Genomic DNA, 21,430 nt, shown 5'->3' on the forward strand with positions numbered 1-21,430 from the left:
TGAATGAGCACATGAAGTTAAACGGATTGACATGCCTGCGCGTAGCGCGTCAGCTGTCAAAACGGTGTTCAGCGCCGGGTGTCGGCGTCGCCCAAACGGCTTCCTCCGGCTGGAAGCTTGCGCTGCCGAAGGTGCGGGCTACCATGTCGCCAACCCCTTCGACACGGAAATAAACAAGCGCATCGGCTCCAAGCCGTTCGACGTGACGGATCTTGCCGCTCCAGCGTCCCCCTTCGGAGGACAACGTCAGGTCTTCCGGCCGGATGCCATAGGTCTTGCAGCCCAGCCCCTTCGCGGCTGTCCCGGTATAAAGATTCATCTTCGGGCTGCCGATGAAACCGGCAACGAACGGGGTTGCCGGTTTGTTGTAGAGGTCCATGGGCGTGCCGACCTGCTCGATGCTGCCGCCGTTGAGGACGACGATCTTGTCAGCCATTGTCATGGCCTCCACCTGATCGTGGGTCACGTAGATCATCGTCGTGCCCAGCCGCTTGTGCAGGTCGGTGATCTCCAGCCGCATTTGGGCACGCAAGGAAGCATCGAGATTAGACAGCGGCTCGTCGAACAGGAAAACCTGCGGGTTGCGCACGATGGCGCGGCCGATTGCGACGCGCTGGCGCTGACCGCCCGAAAGTGCTTTAGGCTTGCGGTCGAGAAGCTGGGTCAGCTGCAGCGATTCCGCAGCGTCACGCACCTTGGCCTCGATCTCCGCCTTCGGACGGCTGGCAAGCGAGAGGCCAAAGCCGATGTTCTCGGCGACAGTCATGTGCGGATAGAGTGCATAGGACTGGAATACCATGGCAATGCCGCGCTTGGATGGTTCGGCATAGGTCACATCCTGCCCGCCGATTGTCAGCATGCCGGAGCTTACATCCTCCAGCCCGGCGATCATGCGCAAAAGCGTCGACTTCCCGCAGCCCGAAGGGCCGACGAAGACGACAAATTCGCCCGCCTTGATGTCCAGGTCGATGCCCTTGATGATTTCGAGCGCACCAAAACTCTTGCGGATGTCTTTGAGTTCTACGCCTGACATGCGCCTACCCTTTCACTGCGCCGGCCGTCATGCCGGCGACGATCTGTCGATTGAAGAAGATGAAGACGATAAGGGGCGGGATCGTCACCAGGAGGATGTTCATGAACAAGAGATTGTACTGGCTCGTATACATGCTCTGGAAATTATAGAGCGTCAGCTGCACCGTCACGTTCTCCCGCCCCGGCAAGTAATAGAGCGGATTGGTAAAATCGTTGAAGATGGCAATCGACTGCACGACGATATTGGTCACCGTCACCGGCTTCAGGAGCGGCATCACCACCCGGAAGAAGATCTGCCACGGCTTGGCGCCATCGATCAGCGCGGCCTCGTCGAGATCGCGCGGGATGGTGGCGATGAACGAGCGATAGAGCAGCGTCGAGAACGAGAGATTGTAGGCAACCTGGATGAGCACCATGCCGGTCATGGTCTTGAAAAGGCCGATCGACTGCAGGAGCCCGATGGTCGGCACCACGGCCGGCGGCATCATCAGCCCAACCAGCAACGCCACCTGCGCAACGCCGTTCCAGCGCGATTGGCGCCGCTGCATGACATAACCCACCATTGCAGAGAGCACGACGAGGATCGTCACGGAAAACACGGTGATGACGGTGGAATTGAAATAGGCGAGCAGAAGCTGATAGTTGCGCGCCTCAACGACGGCGACCAGATTGTCCCAGAGCAGCCATTCTTTCGGCAAAGCGAAGTTCAGCCTCGAGGCCTCCGATCGGGATTTGACCGCCTGCAGCGCAATGAACAGGAACGGCACGATGAAGATGACGGCTGCAATGGCTAGCGAAATGCAGCCGACGACGATTGGACGGATCCGTCTCATTGCTCGATCTCCCGGTGATTGAACCAGACGGTCAACGGCAGGATGATCACCGCAATGAGGCCAAACAGGATGACATTGCCCGCCGTCGAGAGACCATAGAATCCGGCCTGATATTGCTTGTAGATAACCGAGGCGACGACATCGGAAGAGAAGCCCGGCCCGCCGCGCGTCATCGCCCAGATCAGATCGAATGACCGCAAACCACCGATTAGCGACAGCGTGATGACCGTCACCGTTGCCGGCCGCACCAGCGGCAGGGTGATGCGGCGGAACTGCTGCATGCGGGTCGCGCCGTCGATGCGCGAGGCCTCGTAATAATCCGGGCTGATGGCCGCCAGCCCGGCGATGAAGATCAGCGTCGCAAGGCCAACACCCTTCCAGAGATCGACGAGCGCGACAGAGAACAGCGCGAGGCGCGGATCCGTCAGCCAGCCCGGCCCGTCAACTCCGATCCCCTCCAGTGCGACATTGATGATGCCGCGGGTCGGATGCATCATGACAGTGAAGGCGATGCCGATGCCGATCGTGGAGACGAGAACCGGGAAGAATACGACCGTGCGCAGGAAACCGCGGGCAATGATGTTGCTGGTCAGCAGCACGGCCAGTAGCAATCCGAAGATCGTTTTCAGGCCCGAGGTCATGACGGCATAGATGAGCGTGTTGATCAGGCCCTGAACCAGGAAGGGCTCGGAAAAGAACTGGCGGAAATTCTCAAGGCCGATGAATTCGGCCGTCGTCAGGTCCCAGCGGGTCAGGCTGTACCAGAAGGACGTCGCCGTCGGCACGATGAAGAGAACGCCATAGATCACGGCCGCCGGCAGGAAAAACCAGAACGGATAGGGCGATGAGCGTTTGGGTCTTAGGGCCTCGACCATGGGGCCTCCTTCCACGGCATGGGGGAACCGCCCGCTATCGCGGGCGGCTTGTTCTTAACGCAGATTAGCTTACCAGTTTGGAATGCCGAGCTGCTTGGCCTGCTTGCGTACATCTTCGTCGTAGAGCGCGGCGGCATCCGCTGCCGAACGCATGCCCGACCCCACTTCGACGGTGATCTGCTCCAGCGCCGGCCCCTTGATCGGCGACAGGAATTCCAGCGCCGGCGCAGTCTTGCCCTCCTTGAAATAGGGCAACATGTCGGCGATGGCGGCGGGAACGTCCGCCGGCAGCTCGCAGCCGTCGATCAGCGGCGGACCCTGTACGGTGTTGACAGCCATGATCGCCTTGCAGCCATCGACGCTGCCGACGAAATCGGCAAACTTCTTCGCTTCCTCGACATTCGCCGTTGTCTTGGGAATGTAGACGGCCGGCGGCATCCAGACGGTCAAGCCATTGTTGGCCGCGTCGTCGCCGGGCTGGGCAAAGAAACCGACATCGGCCATTTCATCCGGATAATTCTGTTTCAACGCACCGATGGCAAAAGACAGCATCGGGTAATGGGCGGCTTCGCCGGTTGCTACCATGCGCAGACCGTCGTCATAGGTGCCGGCGCCAAAATCCTCGTTAAGCAGGCCCTTGTCGTGCACGTCCTGTAGACGCTCGAAGCCTTTGACGGCCGCGGGCGTCGTCGCGTATTTCGCCTTGTTGGCCGTGTAGTCGGCGCCGAAATTCGGGACCTGCGCCTGCAGATTGTAGTAGTCCGCCAGCACGAAGAGCTGCGACGTCCAGGTGTCGCGGTAGGTCTGGGCGACGGCAACCTTGCCGGCCGCCTTGACCTTTTCGTTGTTGGCCATGAACTCGGCCCAGGTCTTGGGCGGCGTCAGGCCCAGCTCGGAGTAGATCTTCTTGTTGTAAAAGATCCCGCCGGCCATGGTCGTGCCGTAGGGCACTCCGTAGACCTTGCCGTCGGCAGAAACGACCGACTTGAAGCCATCGGCGACCTTTGCCTGTGACGGCAGGTTGCTGAGATCCAAGAGCGACGTCTCAGGCTTCAGCGCCTGCAGCAGCGAACCGGAATTATAGAGGAAGACGTCGGTCATCTCGCCGGTCGCAAGCCGGGTCTTGACGATGTTGTCGCCTTCGCCGCCGCCCGGGCGCTGCTCGACCTCGACGGTCACCTCTGGGTTCTTCTTCGAATAGGCGGCAGCGAGTGCTTCAGCGGCCGCAACCGAGTCGGCGTTGTTGTCTACCAGAAAGCTGAGGCTGGTCTCAGCAAATGCCGTTCCCGATATTAGAAGCACCGTCAAAGCGGTCGCAACCGTCAGTCTTGCCTTCATACGCAGTGTCATGATGTTCCTCCTCCGAACAGTAAGACGACACGATGGGTTGTGCTAGTTGGTGTGTAGATTATCGAAGGTGATGCGATGGCGGCCGGCCGCCATCAAGGTATCGCCGGTGACGGGCTTGCCGTCCAGCACCGGATTGACGTGCCGTAGCGTCGGCACGAAGAGGCCCTCGCAGCCCTCGGGCAGGCTAATCTCGTATCCGACCTTGCCACCGGTGATTTCCCATGAAGCTTCGATCCGGCCTTTAGCCATCTCGTGCCAGGCCGAAACCGGATTAAGTTTCGCAAGCGGCGCGGGCGAAACCTTGACCCGGGCGAAACCGGGATGTTCCGGGTCCGGCGAAATGCCGGCTACGCTTTCAAACAGCCACTGGCACACAGCGCCATAGGCGTAGTGATTGTAGCTGTTCATCTCGGGCTCGTAGATCGTCCCATTCGGCGCCATGGAATCCCAGCGCTCCCAAATGGTCGTGGCACCCTGCTTGACCTGATAGAGCCAGCCCGGCACCTCTTCCTGCAGGAAGACTTTTTCAGCCAGATCGTCCATGCCAAGCTTGGTCAGCGACGGCAAAAGCGCGGGCGTGCCAATGAAGCCGGTTCCGATCTTGCAGTCGGCATCTTCGACCACGCGGCGGAAATGGCCCTTTGCAGCCTCCCAATGGCCGGCGGGCACCAGATCGTGCAGGAAAGCGAGCGCATACGAAGTCTGGTCGTTATGGGCGAGGCGGCCGGAGGCCGAGATGAATTCAAACGCGAAAGCCTCGCGGATTTCGCCAGCCCGGCGCTCCATCGACTGTCGAAGATCATCGCGTCCCAGCACACCGGCAATGCGGCCTAAAAGCTCGGTCGAGATGAAGTGATAGAGTGTTGCCGCGCAATCGTCGGCAATGGTCGGGCGTGGTTTGCGATTGTCGCCGACGGGCTGCAGCCAGTCGCCAAAGGTGAAGCCGCGATCGCCCCAATGTGGCGGCGGGCGCACGATCGGCCCATCGGAGATCGACCAGACGAAATCCACCCACCGCACCATCGCATCCAGGCATTCATCGAGCACGCTCCGGTCGCCGTAATGGGTGTAAAGGGCCCAGGGAATGACGACGATGGCGTCACCCCAGCCGGTGGAGCCGGCATAGCCCGGAAAATGCTCCGGGTGCAGCCGCGTCGGGTCCGGCGAGACATGCGGGATGGCCCCATCGGACCGCTGATCGGCCATGACATCGCGCAGATATTTCCGCAGAAACTGTTCGCTGTCGGCCAGCCAGCAGGCCGTCGGTGCGAAGACCTGGGCATCGCCGGTCCAGCCGAGACGCTCGTCGCGCTGCGGGCAATCGGTCGGCACCTCGATGAAGTTGCCGCGCTGCGACCAGATGGTATTGAGAACCAGCCGGTTGACGAGATCGGAGCCGCTCTCGAAGCCGCCCTTGATTTCGGCGACCGAGGTTATCGGTACGGACGCGATCGACACGATCTCCGCTTCGCCGGTGATGGTCAGCCGGGCATAGCGAAAGCCCTGGAAGGTGAAATGCGGCGCATAGGTCTCGTCGCCCTCGCCAGCAAGGGTGTAGAGCGTTTCGGCGATGGCGGTGCGATAGTTTCGGTTGTCGAAGTATCTGTCGGGACCGAGGACTTCGGAATGCTCAACCCGCACTTGCGCCCCTGCCCTACCGCGCACTGTGTAGCGTACGTAGCCGCCGACGTTCTGGCCGAAGTCATAGACCAGACGCCCTTCGCCATCGCACCACTGATCGACTGGTGCAAGGGGCGCAAGCTCGCGCACGGGTGCTGCCTCATGGGCAACAAGCAACGTCTTGTCGAAGGCGATGACTTCCGTGCCATGGGTTTCGCTGAGCGCGGCAAGCCGCGCGTCGTAGATCTCGCCGAAGTATATGCCGGACTTCACGATTGGCAGGACACCGCTCTTCCAGCTTGCATCGGTGGAGAAGAGGACGCGGCCGCCGGCAACGAGTTCTGCAATCGCCGCAATCCGGTCACCCCAGCAATTCGGAATGGCATCCTTGCCCCACATGAGCGGCGAACGGAACCAGCCATCGGCTAGCCAGATCTCGATGCGGTTTTCACCGGCGACCATCAGCGGGGCGACGTCGTAGCGCTGGTAGGCGATGCGGTGGTCGTAATTGGTCCAGCCGGGGGTCAGTAGGTCCTCGCCGACGCGTTTGCCATTGATGAAGCAGCGATAAAGCCCCTGCGCCGAGATGAAAAGTTCAACCGCAGCCGGCACAGTTTCAAACGCAACCGTCTTTGAAACAAAACTTGCGGGACGACTGACGCCCTCATCCGACAACGGCGCGATCATCTCCGCGGCCCATTTGCGCTGAGTAATGCCCTTGCGGCTGGCGGTCGCGTGCATGTTCATGATGTCCTCCCTGGCGTCGTGTAGAACGTTCTATGTGTAACGTTCTACATTTTTTGCCGGGAGGCAATAGAATTTTTTGGCGGCATCTGCCATGGTGGCAGCAACAGTTGAAATACCGAGGAAAATTATGTCCGAAAGAGACGAGACGGCCACCACAAAGGACCGTGTGACCATCCGAACGGTCGCCGCCCATGCCGGTGTTTCGGTTGCCGCTGTCTCAAAGGTTCTTCGCAACGCGTATGGGGTAAGCGACGCCCTGCGCAGTCGCGTCCAGACCTCGATCGGCACGCTCGGCTATCGCCCCTCACGTACGGCGCGCGGCTTGCGCGGCAGCACGTTCACCATTGGTCTACTGCTTGTGGATATCCGTAACCCGTTCTTGCCGGAAGTGATCGACGGCGTGAACGGCGTGCTAGCGCCGTCCAATTATCGCGCCATGATCGGCGTTAGTGAAGCCAAGGTACAGCTCGAGACGGCGCTGATCGAGTCGATGATAGACTACAAAATGGACGGCCTGATTCTCATCGCACCCCGCCTTCCTTCCGAAGTCATCTCACGCTTCGCCGACCAGATCCCGATCGTCGCTATCGGTTACCATGATCCTGAAGCCAGGAATTTCGACACGGTGAACTGCGACGACCAGCAGGGGGCTGCGCTTGCCGTTAAGGCCTTCGTTGAACGCGGGCATCGCAACATCGGCATGCTCACGCTTGGCTCACGGGAGGGCCACAAAGTTTCGGTAGTGCGCCAACGCGAGATGGGCTACCGCCGGACGATGGAAGCGGCAGGACTTACCGCAGAAATCGACATTCACAGCATACCCGTTGCCTCCCCTGAACGGGAAGAGAGCATGCGTGCGTTCCTATCTCGCCCCGACCGTCCCGAAGCTGTTTTCTGCTGGAGCGACCTCGACGCGGTCACACTCCTGAACATTGCTGTCGAAATGAACATCAGGATTCCGGAAGACCTCGCCGTCATTGGCTACGACAATTCGCCAACGGCTGCACTCACCCTAGTCAACCTTGCAAGCATCGATCAATCCGGCCGTGCGCTTGGCGTGCTCGCTACCGAAACGCTGCTTTCAAGGATCGAAGGTCGGGTAGCGGCACGAGCGCTCGTCAGCGCGCCGGCGTTCATCGCCCGCCGCAGCCTGGGCCGGACTGCCGGCTAAGGGTGGACCGCACGACATCTGCGACCCCAGCTCTGGGACAACCTTGCCTTTTCTATGCGGACTATCCCATGAGCTGACCTGTCTTGGAGGTTAAGTTAGCCACGATAGCGGGGCGCTCGAAGGACTGGATTTCTTCGCGATCGTCGGTCGGGATCGCCTGACCGGGGTCGGAAGAGAAACTAAAACCTGGGTCCATGTCATCCATCTCAGGCCACGTCAGGGAGCTCGCCGATCAGCTTGTCGAGCGTAATCGGATAATGCCGGACCCTGATGCCGGTGGCGTTATAAATCGCGTTGGCGATCGCTGCTGACACGCCGCAGAGCCCAAGCTCTCCGACACCCTTCGCCTTCATCGGCGATGACATCGGATCGGCCTCGTCCATGAAGATGACCTCCTGATGCGGGATGTCCGCATGCACCGGCACTTCGTAGCCTGCCAGGTCATGGTTGACGAAGAAGCCGTGCCGGGTGTCGACTGCCAGTTCTTCCGACAACGCGCCGCCGGCACCCATGGTCATCGCACCGATCACTTGGCTGCGGGCGGTTATGGGGTTGAGAATTCGACCGGCTGCGCAGACGGCTAGCATCCGGCGGATGCGGGTTTCGCCGGTGGCGACGTCGACACCGACTTCCACGAAATGCGCCCCGAAGGTCGACTGCTGGTGCGTCTTGGTCAAATCGCCCCACTTCATCGTGTCCTCGCCGACGAGCCCTTCATCGCCGGCAGCGTCGGCCAACAGAACGGATCGATTGCCGGCGCGGACGTGCCCGTTCTCGAACACGGCATCGTCGGAGTTGAAACCGAGTTTACTCGCCACCGCCTCGCGAAGCTTCACACAGGCCGCATAGACGCCTGAGGTCGAGGAATTAGCGCCGAACTGGCCACCCGAACCGGCCGAGACAGGAAAGCGAGAGTCGCCGAGCTGTACGGCGACCCTGTCGATGCCGACGCCCATCATCTCCGCGGCCGTCTGGGCGATGATCGTATAGCTGCCTGTACCGATGTCGGTCATGTCAGTCTCGACCGTGAGGATGCCATCCCGGCCGAGCTTCACACGTGCTCCCGACGGCATGACGAGATTGTTTCGGAAGGCGGCTGCGACACCCATGCCGACGAGCAAGTTTCCTTCCCGGCGCGAGGCCGTTTTCGGCCGCTCGTTCCAACCGAACCGCTCGGCGCCGAGTGTGAGGCAGCCCTTTAGGTTACGCTGGGAAAAGGGTCGCTCCGGATGCTCCGGATCCACCTGCGTATCGTTGAGGATACGGAACTGGACTGGGTCAATGCCCACCTTCTCGGCCATCTCATCAATCGCGATTTCGAGCGCCATGAGGCCAGGAGCCTCGCCCGGCGCGCGCATGGCGTTTCCTTCCGGAAGATCAAGGGTCGCAAGACGCATGGCGGTCATCCGGTTTGCACCTGCATAAAGGAGCCGTGTCTGGTTGACCGCGGTTTCCGGACCACCGCCCGGAAGGTCGCCTGACCAGCTTTCGTGGGCAATCGCGGTGATCTTGCCGTCCCGCTCGGCACCGATCCGGATCCGCTGGACGGTAGCGGGGCGGTGCGTAGTGTTGTTCGGTATGAACGGACGCGGCAGCGCCACCTTTACAGGCCGACCGACGGCCTTCGAGCCGAAGGCTGCAAGAACAGCATCGGCGCGCAGGAAGAGCTTGCCGCCGAAACCGCCGCCGATGAACGGCGACATCAGGTGGACCTTCTCCTTGTCGATTCCGAGCGTCGTGGCGAGATCGGTGCGCCACCAGTCGATCATCTGGCTGGAGGTCCAGACCGTTACCTCGTCGCCGTTCCAGACGGCGATCGACGCGTGCGGCTCCATCATCGAGTGCGACTGGTCCGGGGTGGTGTAGGTCTCGCTCAGCGTGATGGGTGCCGCCTTGAAGGCGGCGTCGAAGTCGCCGACGGCGGTGTCCGGCTCCTGGGACTCGTCCGGCTTCCTGGCGGACGGCATCGCTGCCCGCAGATCGTACGTCCCCGTCTCCTGCTCGTAGTCCACCTTCACCAGCGCCGCTGCGGCTCGCGCCTGTTCAAAGGATTGCGCAACGACAACCGCGACGGCCTGATGGTAGTGCTGGACCTCGGCGCCGCCAAAAAGCTTGGCCGTGTTGAACTTGCCCTTTTTCAGGTCGCCGACATCGAGCGTGGTGACGACCGTGAACACGCCTGGCGACTTCTTCGCGGCAGTCGCGTCGATCGACTTCACCTTGCCTTTCGCGATCGAGGCGCCGACGGGGTAGCCGTAGACATAGGGAACGTCCTTGTCATGCCATTCGTAGGCATACATCGCTCGACCGGTGGTCTTGAGTTCACCGTCTATTCGGTGGATGGGTTTCCCGACCACTTTGAGCTGGTCGATGGGATTGGTGGTTGCTGGTCTTACCGCCGCCGTCCTGATGGCGGGAGCCCGGCCAACCGAGCAGAACCGCTTCAAGGTCGACCTCGTCGAGCGAACGCTTGGCGCCGTGATATTGGAGGCAAGAGGATAGTCATGCAGTTCGACAAGCGTGTCCGTTGCAAAAGATTGCCTGATGTTGTCGCCTTGTTGCGAAGCTGACCGGAGGCACCTGCCAGCAGCGCGCGCGACAGCAGGCCGTAATCACGGCGCACCGTCTCGTCTGCGGCGAGGGCCGTGTTTCTGACAAGAGCGCCGACCCTCAGGCCGCCCTCGTGCCGGCATCCGCATGCTTGCCGACTACGAAATCAAGTTGCGTTCGCTTCGTAACGACATTCAGGCGGCAGATCCGGAAATCGATGCTGGGCTTGGCAAACGGTACGCCAATGGCAGGAACTTGTTCAATGACGTGATGAATGAAGGCTGAGACGATTAGCAGGAAAGCCTGTGGGGCGATCTGGCGCGGATGAGCGCCGAATTCGGCTGACCTGCTGAAGGCATCTCCACGGGCCCCGGCAAGTTCACCTGTCATCCAATGATATTCAGGAGCGATCGGTGGGGAGGCTCGGCGATAAATGGCACGTCGGTAATGAACCCGAGCTTTGTGATCCGGCTATGTGGAGATGCAGCAGCGCGGAATGAAGCGCGACGTCGCCGTGTCGGACGCGCATTTCTTTGCTGTTCCGGAGATGGTCGCGGTGAGCGAATACCGCGCGACGTTGCTGCGGCTGATTTGCCAGCGCCTCGCAGGCGACGAAAGGCGATCGCGGCACCTTTCCGGTCGAACTCGCCTGGCATGTCCGTTATCGAAATGATCCAGCCTATCGCCCGCTTCGCACGCTCGTCGGGCGTGTCCTACGAAATATCGCAGCTAAGCCATGGCGATCAGTCTATGCATGAATCGGGTGGTTATCAAAACCCGTCTCAGCACATAACTTCGCAACAGGCCGGCGGCGGTCGGTGATCATGAAAGGAAAATCGATGCAGAAGAAAACGGCTTTGATCACGGGTGCGAACAAAAGTATCGGCTATGAGACAGCGCGCCAGTTGGGTCGCGCGGGATATGGCATATGGCTTGGAAGTCGTGACAACGCGCGAGGCGAAGCGGCCGCCCGCTCGCTGTCGGACGAAGGAATTGAGGTGAAGTCGATTTCCATCGACGTGACGGACGAGGCGTCGGTGAGGCAGGCGGCGGCTCGCGTGGAGGCTGAAGATGGAAAGCTCGACGTTCTCGTCAACAACGCAGGCATTCCCGGCCGTGAGATGACGGCACCTTCCCAGCAGTCCGTCGAGGATATCCGTCGCATCTACGAAACCAACGTCTTCGGTCCCGTAAGGGTCACCCAGGCTTTTCTTCCTCTTCTAAGAACCGCCGCGAACGCGAAAATCGTCATGGTCAGCAGCGGCCTGGGCTCCCTTGGATGGCTCTCGGATCCGGCAAACCAGTTCTACGGCGTCAACTTCCTCGGCTACAATAGCTCCAAGTCCGCGTTAAACGCCGTCACCGTAGCTCTTGCCAAAGAGCTGGCCGGATCGGGCGTGAAAGTGAATGCAGCTGATCCCGGTTACACGGCAACGGACTTCAACGGGCATTCCGGCTACCGGACGGTCGAGCAGGCCGCGAGCGGGATTGTTTGGCTTGCGATGCTGGACGAGAAAGGTCCGACAGGCGGCTTCTACTTCGACGGAGCGGCGGTGCCTTGGTAGGGCAAAGGTCGAGCTTTTCTTTGCTGTAAGCAACTTGGCTGCATTTGTCCCCTCCCTGCCATCGCATGCGCGAGTAACGCCTGTGTAGCTCTCGAAGAGATTCGGACTTGCGACTCCTCCTTTAGTCACGTAGCAGGCAGTGGATCAGTGCCTTCGCTTAGGATTGCGAGATATCTGCGGTAGCTGAAAACACGGCCACGCTTGCGACCTGTCACTTCGTCGACAATCCCCAAACGCTCCAAATCAGCGAGCGCTGCATTGACAGTCGGCGCGGAAAGGCCTGTCATTTGAACGATCTGATTTGCCGTATGAAAGGGATTTTGCTGAAAGAGTTCGTGAATACGAAGGGCCGATCCAGCTCTGTCGCTCTCGGTTGTGATTTTCTCCCTGTCGTCCTTAAAAAGATCGACAATCCGAGTGGCAGCTTCAAATGCTCGGTTGGCGGTGTCGGCGACACCTGTCAAGAAGAAGTCTAGCCAAGCTTCCCAGTTTCCATGTTCACGGACCTCTTGCAGCAATCGATAATATTCCTTTCGATGGACCTTGAGGTAAAGACTGAGGTAGAGCAATGGCTTGCGTAGAACGCCGTTCATGCACAGGAAAAGGGTGACCAGCAGACGACCTATACGGCCATTGCCATCGAGAAATGGATGGATCGTTTCGAACTGGACATGCAGAAGGCCAGCTTTCATCAATGCCGGTAACCGTGATTGGTCGTCATGCATGAAGCGCTCGAGCGCATCTAGGCAGCCACCCAATTCCGTAACGGGTGGTGGCACGAAGAGTGCGTTACCGGGTCGCGTGCCTCCAATCCAATTCTGCGAGCGCCGAAACTCTCCTGGATCCTTAGTGCCTCCCCGCCCGCTTTGGAGCAGTCGTGCGTGCATCTCTCGGATCAGGCGCAATGACATTGGCAGCGTTTCCAAACGCTCTAAACCGTACATCATCGCATCGACGTAATTGGAAACCTCACGAATATCATCGACCGGTTGCCCCGCTTGAGCCTCGGTCTCAAACCGCAAAAGATCGGAAAGCGTCGACTGCGTGCCTTCGATCTGCGAAGAAAGAACTGCCTCTTTTCTTACATACATATAAAGGAATAGCTCCTGGCGCGGGAGCAGCATTGTGATGCCATCCAAGCGACCTAGCGCACGCTCTGCCAGACTGAGGCGCTCCAATAGCGAAAGGACATCGATTGATGGCTCGGGCGGCAATGGCGGAGGCACGAACGCCCGCACCGTTTCGCCCGCTGCTGTTGTTTCGACAAAACGCCCCCGGCGCAAACTAGGTTCAGAATCAGACATAGCCTAATATGGATTCCGTCCGTTATTTAAGCAAGCGCCCCTTTATTTAAATAAGCGTCAAACTTAGGTAAGCGCGCTTAATTAACGTAGACCGTTGTCACTGCGTCAAACCCATACGTCTGATTCCAGGCCAGCTCCATGCGACCACGGCTCGATGGATTTAACCGCCACTGACGGACCATCCTTCAATACATCATTTCTAAAAACGGCGCTCCCATTTCCGCTCGCCCTCGAGAAATGGAATGAGCATGACCAAACAAGATCTCAGTGCACCCGCCTTTCCGCTCAGCCGTCCAGAATGGCCTTGCGATTGAACTGTCTGCCCTCGGTGATGAAGCGGTACCTTGGAGAGACGCCCACCAGCCACGCCTCTTCGCCCGGCATATGCTGCTGTCCCTTGTCGAGGATACGTTGCGGACTACCATCAGCGATCCGAATACGGAGCGCAGCACCGGCGTTCCTCGGTTACACACTCGAACACGGATTCAGGCATGGGACGACTGGCTGGCGCGATCGGGTGCAGCGCTCGGCACTGGAGCACGCGTGGAATATGAGCATTTCTATTTCATGCTCGAGGCCGCGAGCGCAGGACTTGGCGTTGGCATCGCACCCTGGCCGTATGTCACCGACGATATCCGCTTCGGCAAACTGACCGCGCCGTTGGGCTTTCTGGAAAGCGGACATGAATATGTGGCACTACGGCGGGCGACGCGAAGCAAGAAGTCATCCATTTTTTGCGATTGGATAGCAAAGGAAGCGCAGGATTTTCATGGATCTGTCCCCACGTCGCCCCCAAACCCGCATTCGAACCCCTGATCCCGTCAATAGACACCTTGAAAGGAATCGAACCGGCGGCACAGCGCTCTCGGTCTCCCAAGCGCCGCAAAATCAGACCTTTAGGAAAAATGAAGCTCCCGCCATATATGCCGCTATCGGAGCCTCAGTTTTAGCTGACAGCGAGGAGACAGCCGTCGTATTATCTGGCGCACCTCCCGCGACCACAAGGTCGACCAAGTTACTCACGCACAGGTGCGGTTCTCCTGGTGAGATAAGGGTCTTCGATTTTCTTAACCTTGCGAAACCTAAGTGTTTACGGTCGTGCTTTGACAACAGGACCATAGTGTGGCTTTGTGTCCTTGGTCCTAGGACAGAGGACACCACTCGGAACGCACGATGAAAAGCCAGGACATTGTCATACTGCTCAAGCTCATCAGCCTCGAGGAGCAGGATCGAGAGCAAGGGGTTGAACGCTTGCGCCTGGAGGCGCAGGGCGATGACCCATATTCAGTTCGAAACTTGGAGGCGTCTCTCGGCATAAGCAAGACAGAAGTGAACGAATCGATCAAAAGGAGCCTTTCATCCGGGATTGCTTCGAGAGACCGCGAACTTGGCCGCCCAAAGCCAAGCCGACGAAATCTGTTTAACTTCATCGTCCACGGCTTGAAATTCACTTTCCCCGCCAAGCCTGGGGCAATGCAACGAGGCATTCCGACCGCGTTTGCGGCACCCATGCTCGAGGGCCTTTTGGTCAGCGCCGGCAACTATATTTACGTCTGGCCCCAAGCAAGCGCGCGCGAAATGGGCCAGTCAGTCGAACCGCTGTTCAAAAGTGTGCCGGAAGCTGTCCAAAAAGACGAGCGCCTCTACGAGTATCTGGCCCTCTGCGACGCGATCCGGCTTGGAAACCAGCGGGAGGTGGGTTTGGCAAGCGACCGCCTCTCGACAAGGATACTTGGGAAATGACCTCTGTCCGAGGCCAGCTGCTCGAAATGTTAAAGGTCGTCGCCACGGCGCTCAAGCAAGATTTACGCGATCGCCTTGTGTTCGTCGGGGGCTGTACGACAGCGCTTTTCATCACGGACCCAGTGACCCTCGAAGATGTCAGGGCCACCGACGATATCGACCTTATCGTCGATCTTGCAGGGCTTGCTGAATGGGGCCAGCTATTGGAACAGCTGCGCGAGAGGGGGTTCAAAGAGTCCTCCGATGACGACGTCATCCGCCGAATGCGACTCGGGCCGCTCAAAGTCGATTTCATGCCGGATGATGAAGCGATCCTCGGCTTCAGCAATCGCTGGTACGCAAAAGGTATCGAAACCGCTGAGGTTCACAAACTAACTGAAAGTCTCACCATCCGGCTCCTCACGCCGACCCTCTTTATAGCGACGAAACTGGAAGCATTCGCCGGCAGGGGCGGTGATGACCTTTTTTCCAGCAGAGATGCCGAAGACATACTTCTCGTCGTTGATGGGAGAGAGGAACTTGGCCAGGAATTGGCGAATGCCGATCTCGACGTTAAGACATACATCGCAGAACAATTCCAGGCGCTACTCAAGCATACCGACTTTGACGATTTCCTCGAGGGAAATTTGCGTGGGCAGCCCGGCCGCGTAGCTATCGTGCGCGAGCGCTATGTCGCCATAAGCCACTGCGCAGACGGTGGCACCCATGCGCATTAAAGCAAACTGGCACAGCCGGAAAGGCACCAAAACCGCAGATAATCGTGACCATGCAGGGCTTGGCACAAATACCAGCGGCGTGATGGGCATCGTCGTCGATGGCTCTACCGCAGGCGAGAACAGCGGAGAATATGCCGAGGCGATCGTGCGGGAAGTGATCGACTGGTTCAACGGTGTACAAGGAGCACTTGATATCGATGCCTTTTCGAAACAGCTGCGCGGAATCCATCTTGATTTGCGCGCGCGTTATCCTCGTGGTTCTGCCAGTTTCACTATTGTGCATGCCGACCCAAGAACACGAATGACAGTTATCCATGCCGGCGACTGTCTTCTGGGCCAAATTGATCGAGGCGACAGAATTCACTGGCTGACTCAGCCTCACACGCTCGCCAATGCGCTTAAATGCGTCGCACTTGACGAACTATCGAAGATACCGGCCAGACATCTCCTCACCAAAAGCTTTCGTTCCCGTGAGTATACGACACCTGAAATCCTCGAAACGGACAGCTTGTCTGGCGTCTATTTAATCTCCACGGATGGCTTTTGGGCCGAACTTTCAGCACACGAGCAGCTTGCCGTGATCGATGGGCGCGAAGTCCAGGTGAATGGAGAGCACGACGACTGCAGCGTTCTAGAGCTCACAATCACGGATAATGCCGACCCGCAGCTTATCATTCACGTGGGCGGGGCTTCCCCCAACTTTTACAGCGCCCACATATTGAGGCTGCAAGATTTTCATCGTCTTGCAGCCTCCAATGCCAAAGGGGCGGGGCTCTTGTCGAACCGCAGCGCGATCGCATCAATTTCAAGACGGTAAATGTAAGCACCCGGCGAAGGTCACTTTTCTGGCCACTGACCTCTCCGTGACCAAATCTCTCGTCGACGAATGGAGAAGACGGGCAAAACGATCAGATCGTGTTCATTACACATGAACTGACCGAAGATAGGCCTATTGCTACGCGAAGGGCTGATAGGCGTCATCATTGCCCAAGGATCGGAATTCGAGGTGAGAACGGCGATCGAGACCCTTGCCGCTTTTCGGACAGAAGGAAGAAGCACCAGCTTCGCTCATACCCCCAATTCACATTCACACCATCGAAAACTCCTAGTGAAGCCGCATCGAACCACCCGATATCACGACACATAAGCGTTCGAACCCATTGCGACCAACGGCGCCCCATGTTCGGCGGCACTACGCCGGCAATCAGCTGCTCGTCTCCGTCAGGCCATTGCAGCGTCGGTAATCAGTGGTCCCAGCCTGTTCGGTGGCGTAGCATCTGTCATCGGCACCGCGGCTGAAGTCAGCGCGTCTCGAAATCTCCTGGTTCTGCGCCCGCGTTTATTTTTATGGCCTTGATCGCTGCAGGCTCCCGCGCCTGGCGCGCCTGCCTGACGCAGTTGCGACCGGAGCGTTTGGCTTCATAGAGTGCCGCATCTGCATCGCGCATGGCAATGTCAAGTTTCTCCCCTGTCGCGAATTCCGCAACGCCGAAACTTGCCGTAACGGTCAAGGATGACGGAAGCACGCTTATCGCTAATCCCATTGTCCTGCTTCTCAAATTTTGAGCGAAAAGCGCAGCTATCTCGGATGTCGAATTTGGCATGAAGACGGCAAACTCCTCGCCTCCAATACGGCCGACGACAGCGCTGGTGGCGGCGCTTGCTCGCAAGAGGTCGCTGAAGGCCTGGATCACCATGTCGCCGCCATGATGACCATAGGTATCATTAATCCTCTTGAAATGGTCGAGATCGCAGAGGATGAGCGCATGTCGCTCGTTAGGCGCGAGCGTGATCGCTGCCTTTACGCCGTTCTCGAAACCGCGACGATTGGCGAGGCCGGAAAGGGAGTCCTTTTCGGAATTGCTACGCTCGTCCGCCATAATCTCCAGAACGAGCACGGACAGCAGCATCAATCCCACCGCCACAACGAGCACGGCAGTCGAGCTTTGCGAAATCAACCCATAATTCGTGTGGATGTAATCTTTTGCGTTCGAGCCGGCGCCCGCAAGGATCGCGACTCCCGCCTTGGCAAGGAAATGTAGAGAAGTCACCAGAAGTAGAAAGCCGAGAGCCCGGTCAATCATCAGCCGGCGTGTAGACGAGTACACGGCAACCGCGCTTGTAAAGATAACGAGCGCAAACGGCGCCTGATAGGAAAAAGCATGCAAGGCAGTCCCACGCGGCAGATCGTAAATAAGCACATCGAGGACGGTTCCGCTGACTAAGAAACAGATCGCCTTCAGCGGGTCGATCTTGCGTCCGTAATGCTCACCGATGCCACCTCTGAGCAAAATCATGCCTGCAAGCACGGTGGCGAAAGCCGCGATCGCCCAGAACCTAGTAAGGTTCGTATAAGCGACCAGTAATTCGCAGAGCGCCGAGAGCGAGGCCACAGCAAAACCTGCGGCAAACCAGAGAGCTGAGGTTCGTGAGCGGCTGCGGGTCGAGACAACCCCGAAGACCAGCGAAAAGGAGATGGCGATGATGAAATTTACCGCTAAGAAGAAGGCCGTCCCGTTCATCAAACCATCTGATCTTTGCACACCACCCTTTGCTCTCGCGTATATTAGAACCGCACGAACAAGAAACGGTTAAGACCTGAATGTGAAAGTGATCTGGAATATCTCGTATTGCCGAGCTTTCGCGATTGCCGCCTATGCCTACGCGGTGGCGGTGGTACGTGGCGCGATATGGACGGGACAGCTCTTTCCTTACGAGAGCACAAAGACGGCGGCGCATGAGCAGGCACCTCGCCCATAGCTCCAACCGGTCCCCAAAGGTCATTCCTATGGCCAAAAGCGTCTTCGACGCAAACCTCGAGATCTGCGCACGACGACGTACGGACTGACCAATCAGACGGGAAGCGGCGGCAAATGTGGCGCATTTAGTCCTCGAAAAGGATCCCGCCAGGCTTCGATCTGGTTCAGCCGCTCATACCATTCTCCAATGGATCGATACTCGTGGATGGGGAGGCGGGCAGCATCGTTGAAAGGTAAGAATGCAGCCATGCGGAAATCGGCGAAAGAAATCGTTTCGCCTAGGAGCCACGGTCGATCGGAAAGTTCGCTTTCCAGAATGGCTGCGGTTTTGTGGAATTGGCTCAACCCCTCTTCAACCATTCTCTCATCACAGGGCCCGACGCCATAGCGCAACTTCGTGCCGCGTTCCCAATGGACCGCGTCACAGGCCTTCATGAAATTCTCCTTTGCCCAACTGATCCAGCGTATCATCTCGGGCTCGTCATCGTCGGTCCTCCAGAAGTTCGAGCCGGCATTTCGTGAAAGCCAGCAGGCAATCGCATCAGTTTCCCAAAGTGTTCGATGACCGGTGTGTTCCAAAATCGGCAAAAGAAGGTTCGGGTTGAGCGGAAGATACCGTTCCGCCTGTCCCGGGGCCATTGGCTCGGCGAATTCGAACACGATGTCTGTCTTTAAAAAGCGAGCAACGGCGACTGCGAGTCGTGGATTGGGGTTTCTGCTGAAATACAACTTCATTCGATTGATCTCCGGTATCCTGGACCCCGTGGACGAATGGCACTTCAGCCTTTCGACGGCGAGACAAAAAATCTTAGGATTATTGTCGTTGGCTGCATGTGGTGCGCCTGTGCTGGTTGGAAGATGTGTGGAACAACATCGCGCCGCAACATGCTCTTTGAGAGCGACCTCTCGTGGTTGCCTCCTCCTGAGCGCAAGTAACTACAAAATATCGGCCTCATTGTTTTCGAACGCTTCCTCAGCGACCGGGCGTCAATGGCCGGCTGAGACAAGATCGAGCGCGCCAGTCGGTCCAGCATCGAGCGCACGTCTTGATGCTCTTTCGGCTTCCATCGCTCGACGAGCTTTTCCAGCCTGGATCGGTGAAGGTCAACAAACTTCCGGAATGTCTAGAGCTGGCTCGGGAAATCTGCACAGCGAGGATAAGTGGAATTTCTGCCTGACTTCGGCTTAGATGCCGGGAACAGGAGATACCATGACGAGACGACCGCGCCGGAACCACAGCCCGGCTTTCAAGGCNCCAGATGCGCGCCGAGTTACAGCGCCTGCACCGGGAGCTCAAAGCAACAGTTGAGGTGAAATAGACAGGATTGACCGGCCAAGATCGACTAATCTCTTCGCTGTCGTCGTTCCAGCTTCAGGTGGAAATGTGAAAGAAAAAGTTCATAAAAGCTGGCTCGGGAAATCTGGACAGCGGGGATAAGTGGAATTTCTGCCTGACTTCGGCTTAGATGCCGGGAACAGGAGATACCATGACGAGACGACCGCGCCGGAACCACAGCCCGGCTTTCAAGGCAAAGGTGGCGCTCGCCGCCATCCGAGGCGAACAGACGCTGGTGGAATTGTCCCAGCAGTTCGATGTGCATGCCAACCAGATCAAACAATGGAAAGACCAGCTCCTTGAGGGGGCGACAGGCGTTTTCGGCGATGAAGCGAAGACGGAACCGGCGGGTCCAACCGTCGATGTCAAAACGCTGCACGCCAAGATCGGCGAACTGACACTGGAGAACGATTTTTTATCCGGTGCGCTCAGCAAGGCGGGATTGCTGGGCGGAAAGAAATGATCGACCGCGAGCATAAGCTATCCGTTGTGCGACAGGCGAAGCTTCTCGGCTTCAGCCGTGGCAGTGTCTATTATCTGCCTCGTCCAGTGCCTGACGGCGATCTTGCCCTGATGCGCCGGATCGACCAACTGCATCTCGACTACCCGTTTGCCGGAAGTCGAATGTTGCAAGGGCTCTTGAGGGGAGAAGGGCTGGAGGCTGGGCGGTTGCACATCGCCACGCTGATGAAGAAGATGGGCATCGAAGCGATCTACCGCCGCCCGAACACATCCAAACCGGCCCCAGGTCACAAAATCTATCCCTACCTCCTGCGCAAGCTGGCGGTCACCAGGCCCAACCAGGTCTGGGCAATGGACCTGACATATAGTCCGATGGCACGCGGCTTYGTCTAYCTCTGCGCCGTYGTGGACTGGTTCAGYCGKMGGGTTCTGTCGTGGCGGCTGTCGATCACGATGGAAGCAGCCTTCTGCATCGAAGCAGTCGAGGAAGCGCTGGCCCGTTACGGCAAACCCGACATATTCAGCGGTGCTGAAGAAGGCGGAAATCGCCATCTCGATGGATGGCAAGGGTGCGTGGCGGGACAACGTGTTCGTCGAACGGCTCTGGCGTTCGATCAAATACGAGGAAGTCTACCTCCATGCCTACAAGACCGTGTCCGAGGCCCGCGTCGGCATTGGCCGATATCTAGCCTTTTACAATAGTCGACGCCCACATTCTTCCCTTGACCGGCAGACACCGGATCAGGCCTACTTCAACGCGCTGGCACCAATGATGGTGGCGGCATAATCGAGGCGGAAATCCACTTAACGAAACGCCCGAAACTGTTCAGACAAACCGAGCCACCTCTCCCTATCGGCGCGAGGCAAAACGCTGCATTAGTCGGTTGTGCTGGCAGCACTATCCTTAAAAAGGTGCCGACCAGCGTTGCCGCTAATGAGGCGTTGCGATTGCCCGCTCTTAGCCTTCCGCAAACGACGCTCTGACCACACATCGAAATGCTCGTCCCTGACTATTAGCATTTTCGCTGCCCTGGCTGCAGCGACGAAGGCCGCCCTCGCCTACTCTGGATCGCGGATGCCGTCCATTGCCTCAAGGCGCACCTTTTGTGCGACCACATTCCTTGCCACGGTCGTCTTCGGGCCCACTGGAAAGCAGGCTTATCGCGAGGTCTTCAAGCGTTGAATGTCTACGCAACGTGTTAGCCGGATTGATGTGTTTACTAATGCGGTTCCTGCAAAGGACGAACCAGATGAGCACTCATACTTCGCCGTGAGCGTCCGGCGAACGGATTTTGCTGAACGAGCCAGTTGAGCGATGTTCTGGCATTAGAACCAGCATTAGTGCTGGGATTAATTCCAGGTCTGAG

16 protein-coding genes and 4 pseudogenes are annotated in these 21,430 nt (G+C 58.3%); 9 read left to right on the forward strand and 11 right to left on the reverse strand.

The annotated features are described in order from the left end of the window. Positions 1 to 49 precede the first annotated feature (49 nt). From ASC97_RS08820 to ASC97_RS08840, 5 genes are all read right to left on the reverse strand, one after another. The gene (locus tag ASC97_RS08820; RefSeq protein WP_057467973.1) at positions 50 to 1,033 is read right to left on the reverse strand and encodes an ABC transporter ATP-binding protein; all 984 of its coding nucleotides are present in this window, start codon (positions 1,031 to 1,033) and stop codon (positions 50 to 52) included. Between the two features lie 4 nt (positions 1,034 to 1,037). Then, on the reverse strand, positions 1,038 to 1,865 hold the full coding sequence (locus ASC97_RS08825; protein WP_057467974.1) for a carbohydrate ABC transporter permease: 828 nt from the start codon (positions 1,863 to 1,865) through the stop codon (positions 1,038 to 1,040). Further along, a complete protein-coding gene (locus ASC97_RS08830) occupies positions 1,862 to 2,740 on the reverse strand; it encodes a carbohydrate ABC transporter permease (RefSeq protein ID WP_057467975.1) in 879 nt (292 codons plus the stop codon). Before ASC97_RS08830 ends, ASC97_RS08825 begins: the two co-directional genes overlap by 4 nt. A gap of 69 nt (positions 2,741 to 2,809) precedes the next feature. After that, complete coding sequence (locus ASC97_RS08835) at positions 2,810 to 4,090, reverse strand: ABC transporter substrate-binding protein (protein ID WP_057467976.1); 1,281 nt, start codon at positions 4,088 to 4,090, stop codon at positions 2,810 to 2,812. Between the two features lie 42 nt (positions 4,091 to 4,132). Next, the gene (locus tag ASC97_RS08840) at positions 4,133 to 6,457 is read right to left on the reverse strand and encodes an alpha-L-rhamnosidase (RefSeq protein ID WP_057467977.1); all 2,325 of its coding nucleotides are present in this window, start codon (positions 6,455 to 6,457) and stop codon (positions 4,133 to 4,135) included. 127 nt (positions 6,458 to 6,584) lie between these two features. Between ASC97_RS08840 and ASC97_RS08845 the strand changes: the two genes are divergently transcribed. Then, the gene (locus ASC97_RS08845; RefSeq protein ID WP_057467978.1) at positions 6,585 to 7,628 is read left to right on the forward strand and encodes a LacI family DNA-binding transcriptional regulator; all 1,044 of its coding nucleotides are present in this window, start codon (positions 6,585 to 6,587) and stop codon (positions 7,626 to 7,628) included. 206 nt (positions 7,629 to 7,834) lie between these two features. Here the strand turns inward: ASC97_RS08845 and paoC are convergent, their stop codons facing one another. Beyond that, positions 7,835 to 10,039, reverse strand: coding sequence for an aldehyde oxidoreductase molybdenum-binding subunit PaoC (gene paoC, locus ASC97_RS08850; RefSeq protein ID WP_057468005.1), 2,205 nt, complete (start codon positions 10,037 to 10,039; stop codon positions 7,835 to 7,837). On the opposite strand from paoC, the pseudogene ASC97_RS33830 reads away from it, so the two are divergent. Then, positions 10,014 to 10,130: pseudogene (locus tag ASC97_RS33830) on the forward strand (FAD binding domain-containing protein); the annotation flags it as partial. The gene paoC and the pseudogene ASC97_RS33830 overlap by 26 nt on opposite strands. 16 nt (positions 10,131 to 10,146) lie before the next feature. On the opposite strand, the pseudogene ASC97_RS32675 reads toward ASC97_RS33830, so the two are convergent. Together ASC97_RS32675 and ASC97_RS33835 are read right to left on the reverse strand one after the other, a co-directional pair. Then, positions 10,147 to 10,308, reverse strand: a pseudogene (locus tag ASC97_RS32675) (FAD binding domain-containing protein); the annotation flags it as partial. After that, entirely contained in the window at positions 10,299 to 10,568 is a 270-nt protein-coding gene (locus ASC97_RS33835; protein ID WP_057467979.1) for a hypothetical protein, read from the reverse strand. The gene ASC97_RS33835 and the pseudogene ASC97_RS32675, both read right to left, overlap by 10 nt. 91 nt (positions 10,569 to 10,659) lie before the next feature. Between ASC97_RS33835 and ASC97_RS36030 the strand changes: the two are divergent. Together ASC97_RS36030 and ASC97_RS08860 are read left to right on the forward strand one after the other, a co-directional pair. Further along, positions 10,660 to 10,936, forward strand: a pseudogene (locus ASC97_RS36030) (LysR family transcriptional regulator); the annotation flags it as partial. Positions 10,937 to 11,017: 81 nt separating this feature from the next. Then, entirely contained in the window at positions 11,018 to 11,743 is a 726-nt protein-coding gene (locus ASC97_RS08860) for an SDR family oxidoreductase (RefSeq protein WP_057467980.1), read from the forward strand. Positions 11,744 to 11,868: 125 nt separating this feature from the next. Here ASC97_RS08860 and ASC97_RS08865 read toward each other — a convergent pair whose 3' ends face one another. Next, positions 11,869 to 13,047, reverse strand: coding sequence for a Fic family protein (locus ASC97_RS08865; protein ID WP_082529916.1), 1,179 nt, complete (start codon positions 13,045 to 13,047; stop codon positions 11,869 to 11,871). A 411-nt stretch (positions 13,048 to 13,458) separates the two neighbouring features. Between ASC97_RS08865 and ASC97_RS08870 the strand changes: the two genes are divergently transcribed. From ASC97_RS08870 to ASC97_RS08885, 4 genes are all read left to right on the forward strand, one after another. Beyond that, positions 13,459 to 13,863, forward strand: coding sequence for a LysR substrate-binding domain-containing protein (locus ASC97_RS08870; protein WP_274534144.1), 405 nt, complete (start codon positions 13,459 to 13,461; stop codon positions 13,861 to 13,863). Positions 13,864 to 14,220: 357 nt separating this feature from the next. Further along, the gene (locus tag ASC97_RS08875; protein ID WP_057467982.1) at positions 14,221 to 14,790 is read left to right on the forward strand and encodes a hypothetical protein; all 570 of its coding nucleotides are present in this window, start codon (positions 14,221 to 14,223) and stop codon (positions 14,788 to 14,790) included. After that, positions 14,787 to 15,506: a hypothetical protein gene (locus ASC97_RS08880; RefSeq protein ID WP_057467983.1), complete on the forward strand. Its 720-nt coding sequence runs from the start codon at positions 14,787 to 14,789 to the stop codon at positions 15,504 to 15,506. Before ASC97_RS08875 ends, ASC97_RS08880 begins: the two co-directional genes overlap by 4 nt. Further along, positions 15,496 to 16,323, forward strand: coding sequence for a hypothetical protein (locus ASC97_RS08885; RefSeq protein WP_057467984.1), 828 nt, complete (start codon positions 15,496 to 15,498; stop codon positions 16,321 to 16,323). The genes ASC97_RS08880 and ASC97_RS08885 overlap by 11 nt, the downstream gene beginning before the upstream one ends. Before the next feature lie 484 nt (positions 16,324 to 16,807). Here ASC97_RS08885 and ASC97_RS08890 read toward each other — a convergent pair whose 3' ends face one another. Both ASC97_RS08890 and ASC97_RS08895 read right to left on the reverse strand, forming a co-directional pair. Then, positions 16,808 to 18,028 (reverse strand): GGDEF domain-containing protein, encoded by a 1,221-nt coding sequence (locus tag ASC97_RS08890; RefSeq protein ID WP_057467985.1) that lies wholly within the window; start codon positions 18,026 to 18,028, stop codon positions 16,808 to 16,810. A 330-nt stretch (positions 18,029 to 18,358) separates the two neighbouring features. Then, entirely contained in the window at positions 18,359 to 19,000 is a 642-nt protein-coding gene (locus tag ASC97_RS08895; protein WP_057467986.1) for a glutathione S-transferase family protein, read from the reverse strand. 752 nt (positions 19,001 to 19,752) lie between these two features. On the opposite strand from ASC97_RS08895, the pseudogene ASC97_RS32685 reads away from it, so the two are divergent. Continuing rightward, positions 19,753 to 20,850: pseudogene (locus ASC97_RS32685) on the forward strand (IS3 family transposase). The last annotated feature ends 580 nt before the right edge of the window (positions 20,851 to 21,430 follow it).

This window comes from Rhizobium sp. Root1203 (assembly GCF_001424945.1).
Taxonomy (GTDB): Bacteria; Pseudomonadota; Alphaproteobacteria; order Rhizobiales; family Rhizobiaceae; genus Rhizobium.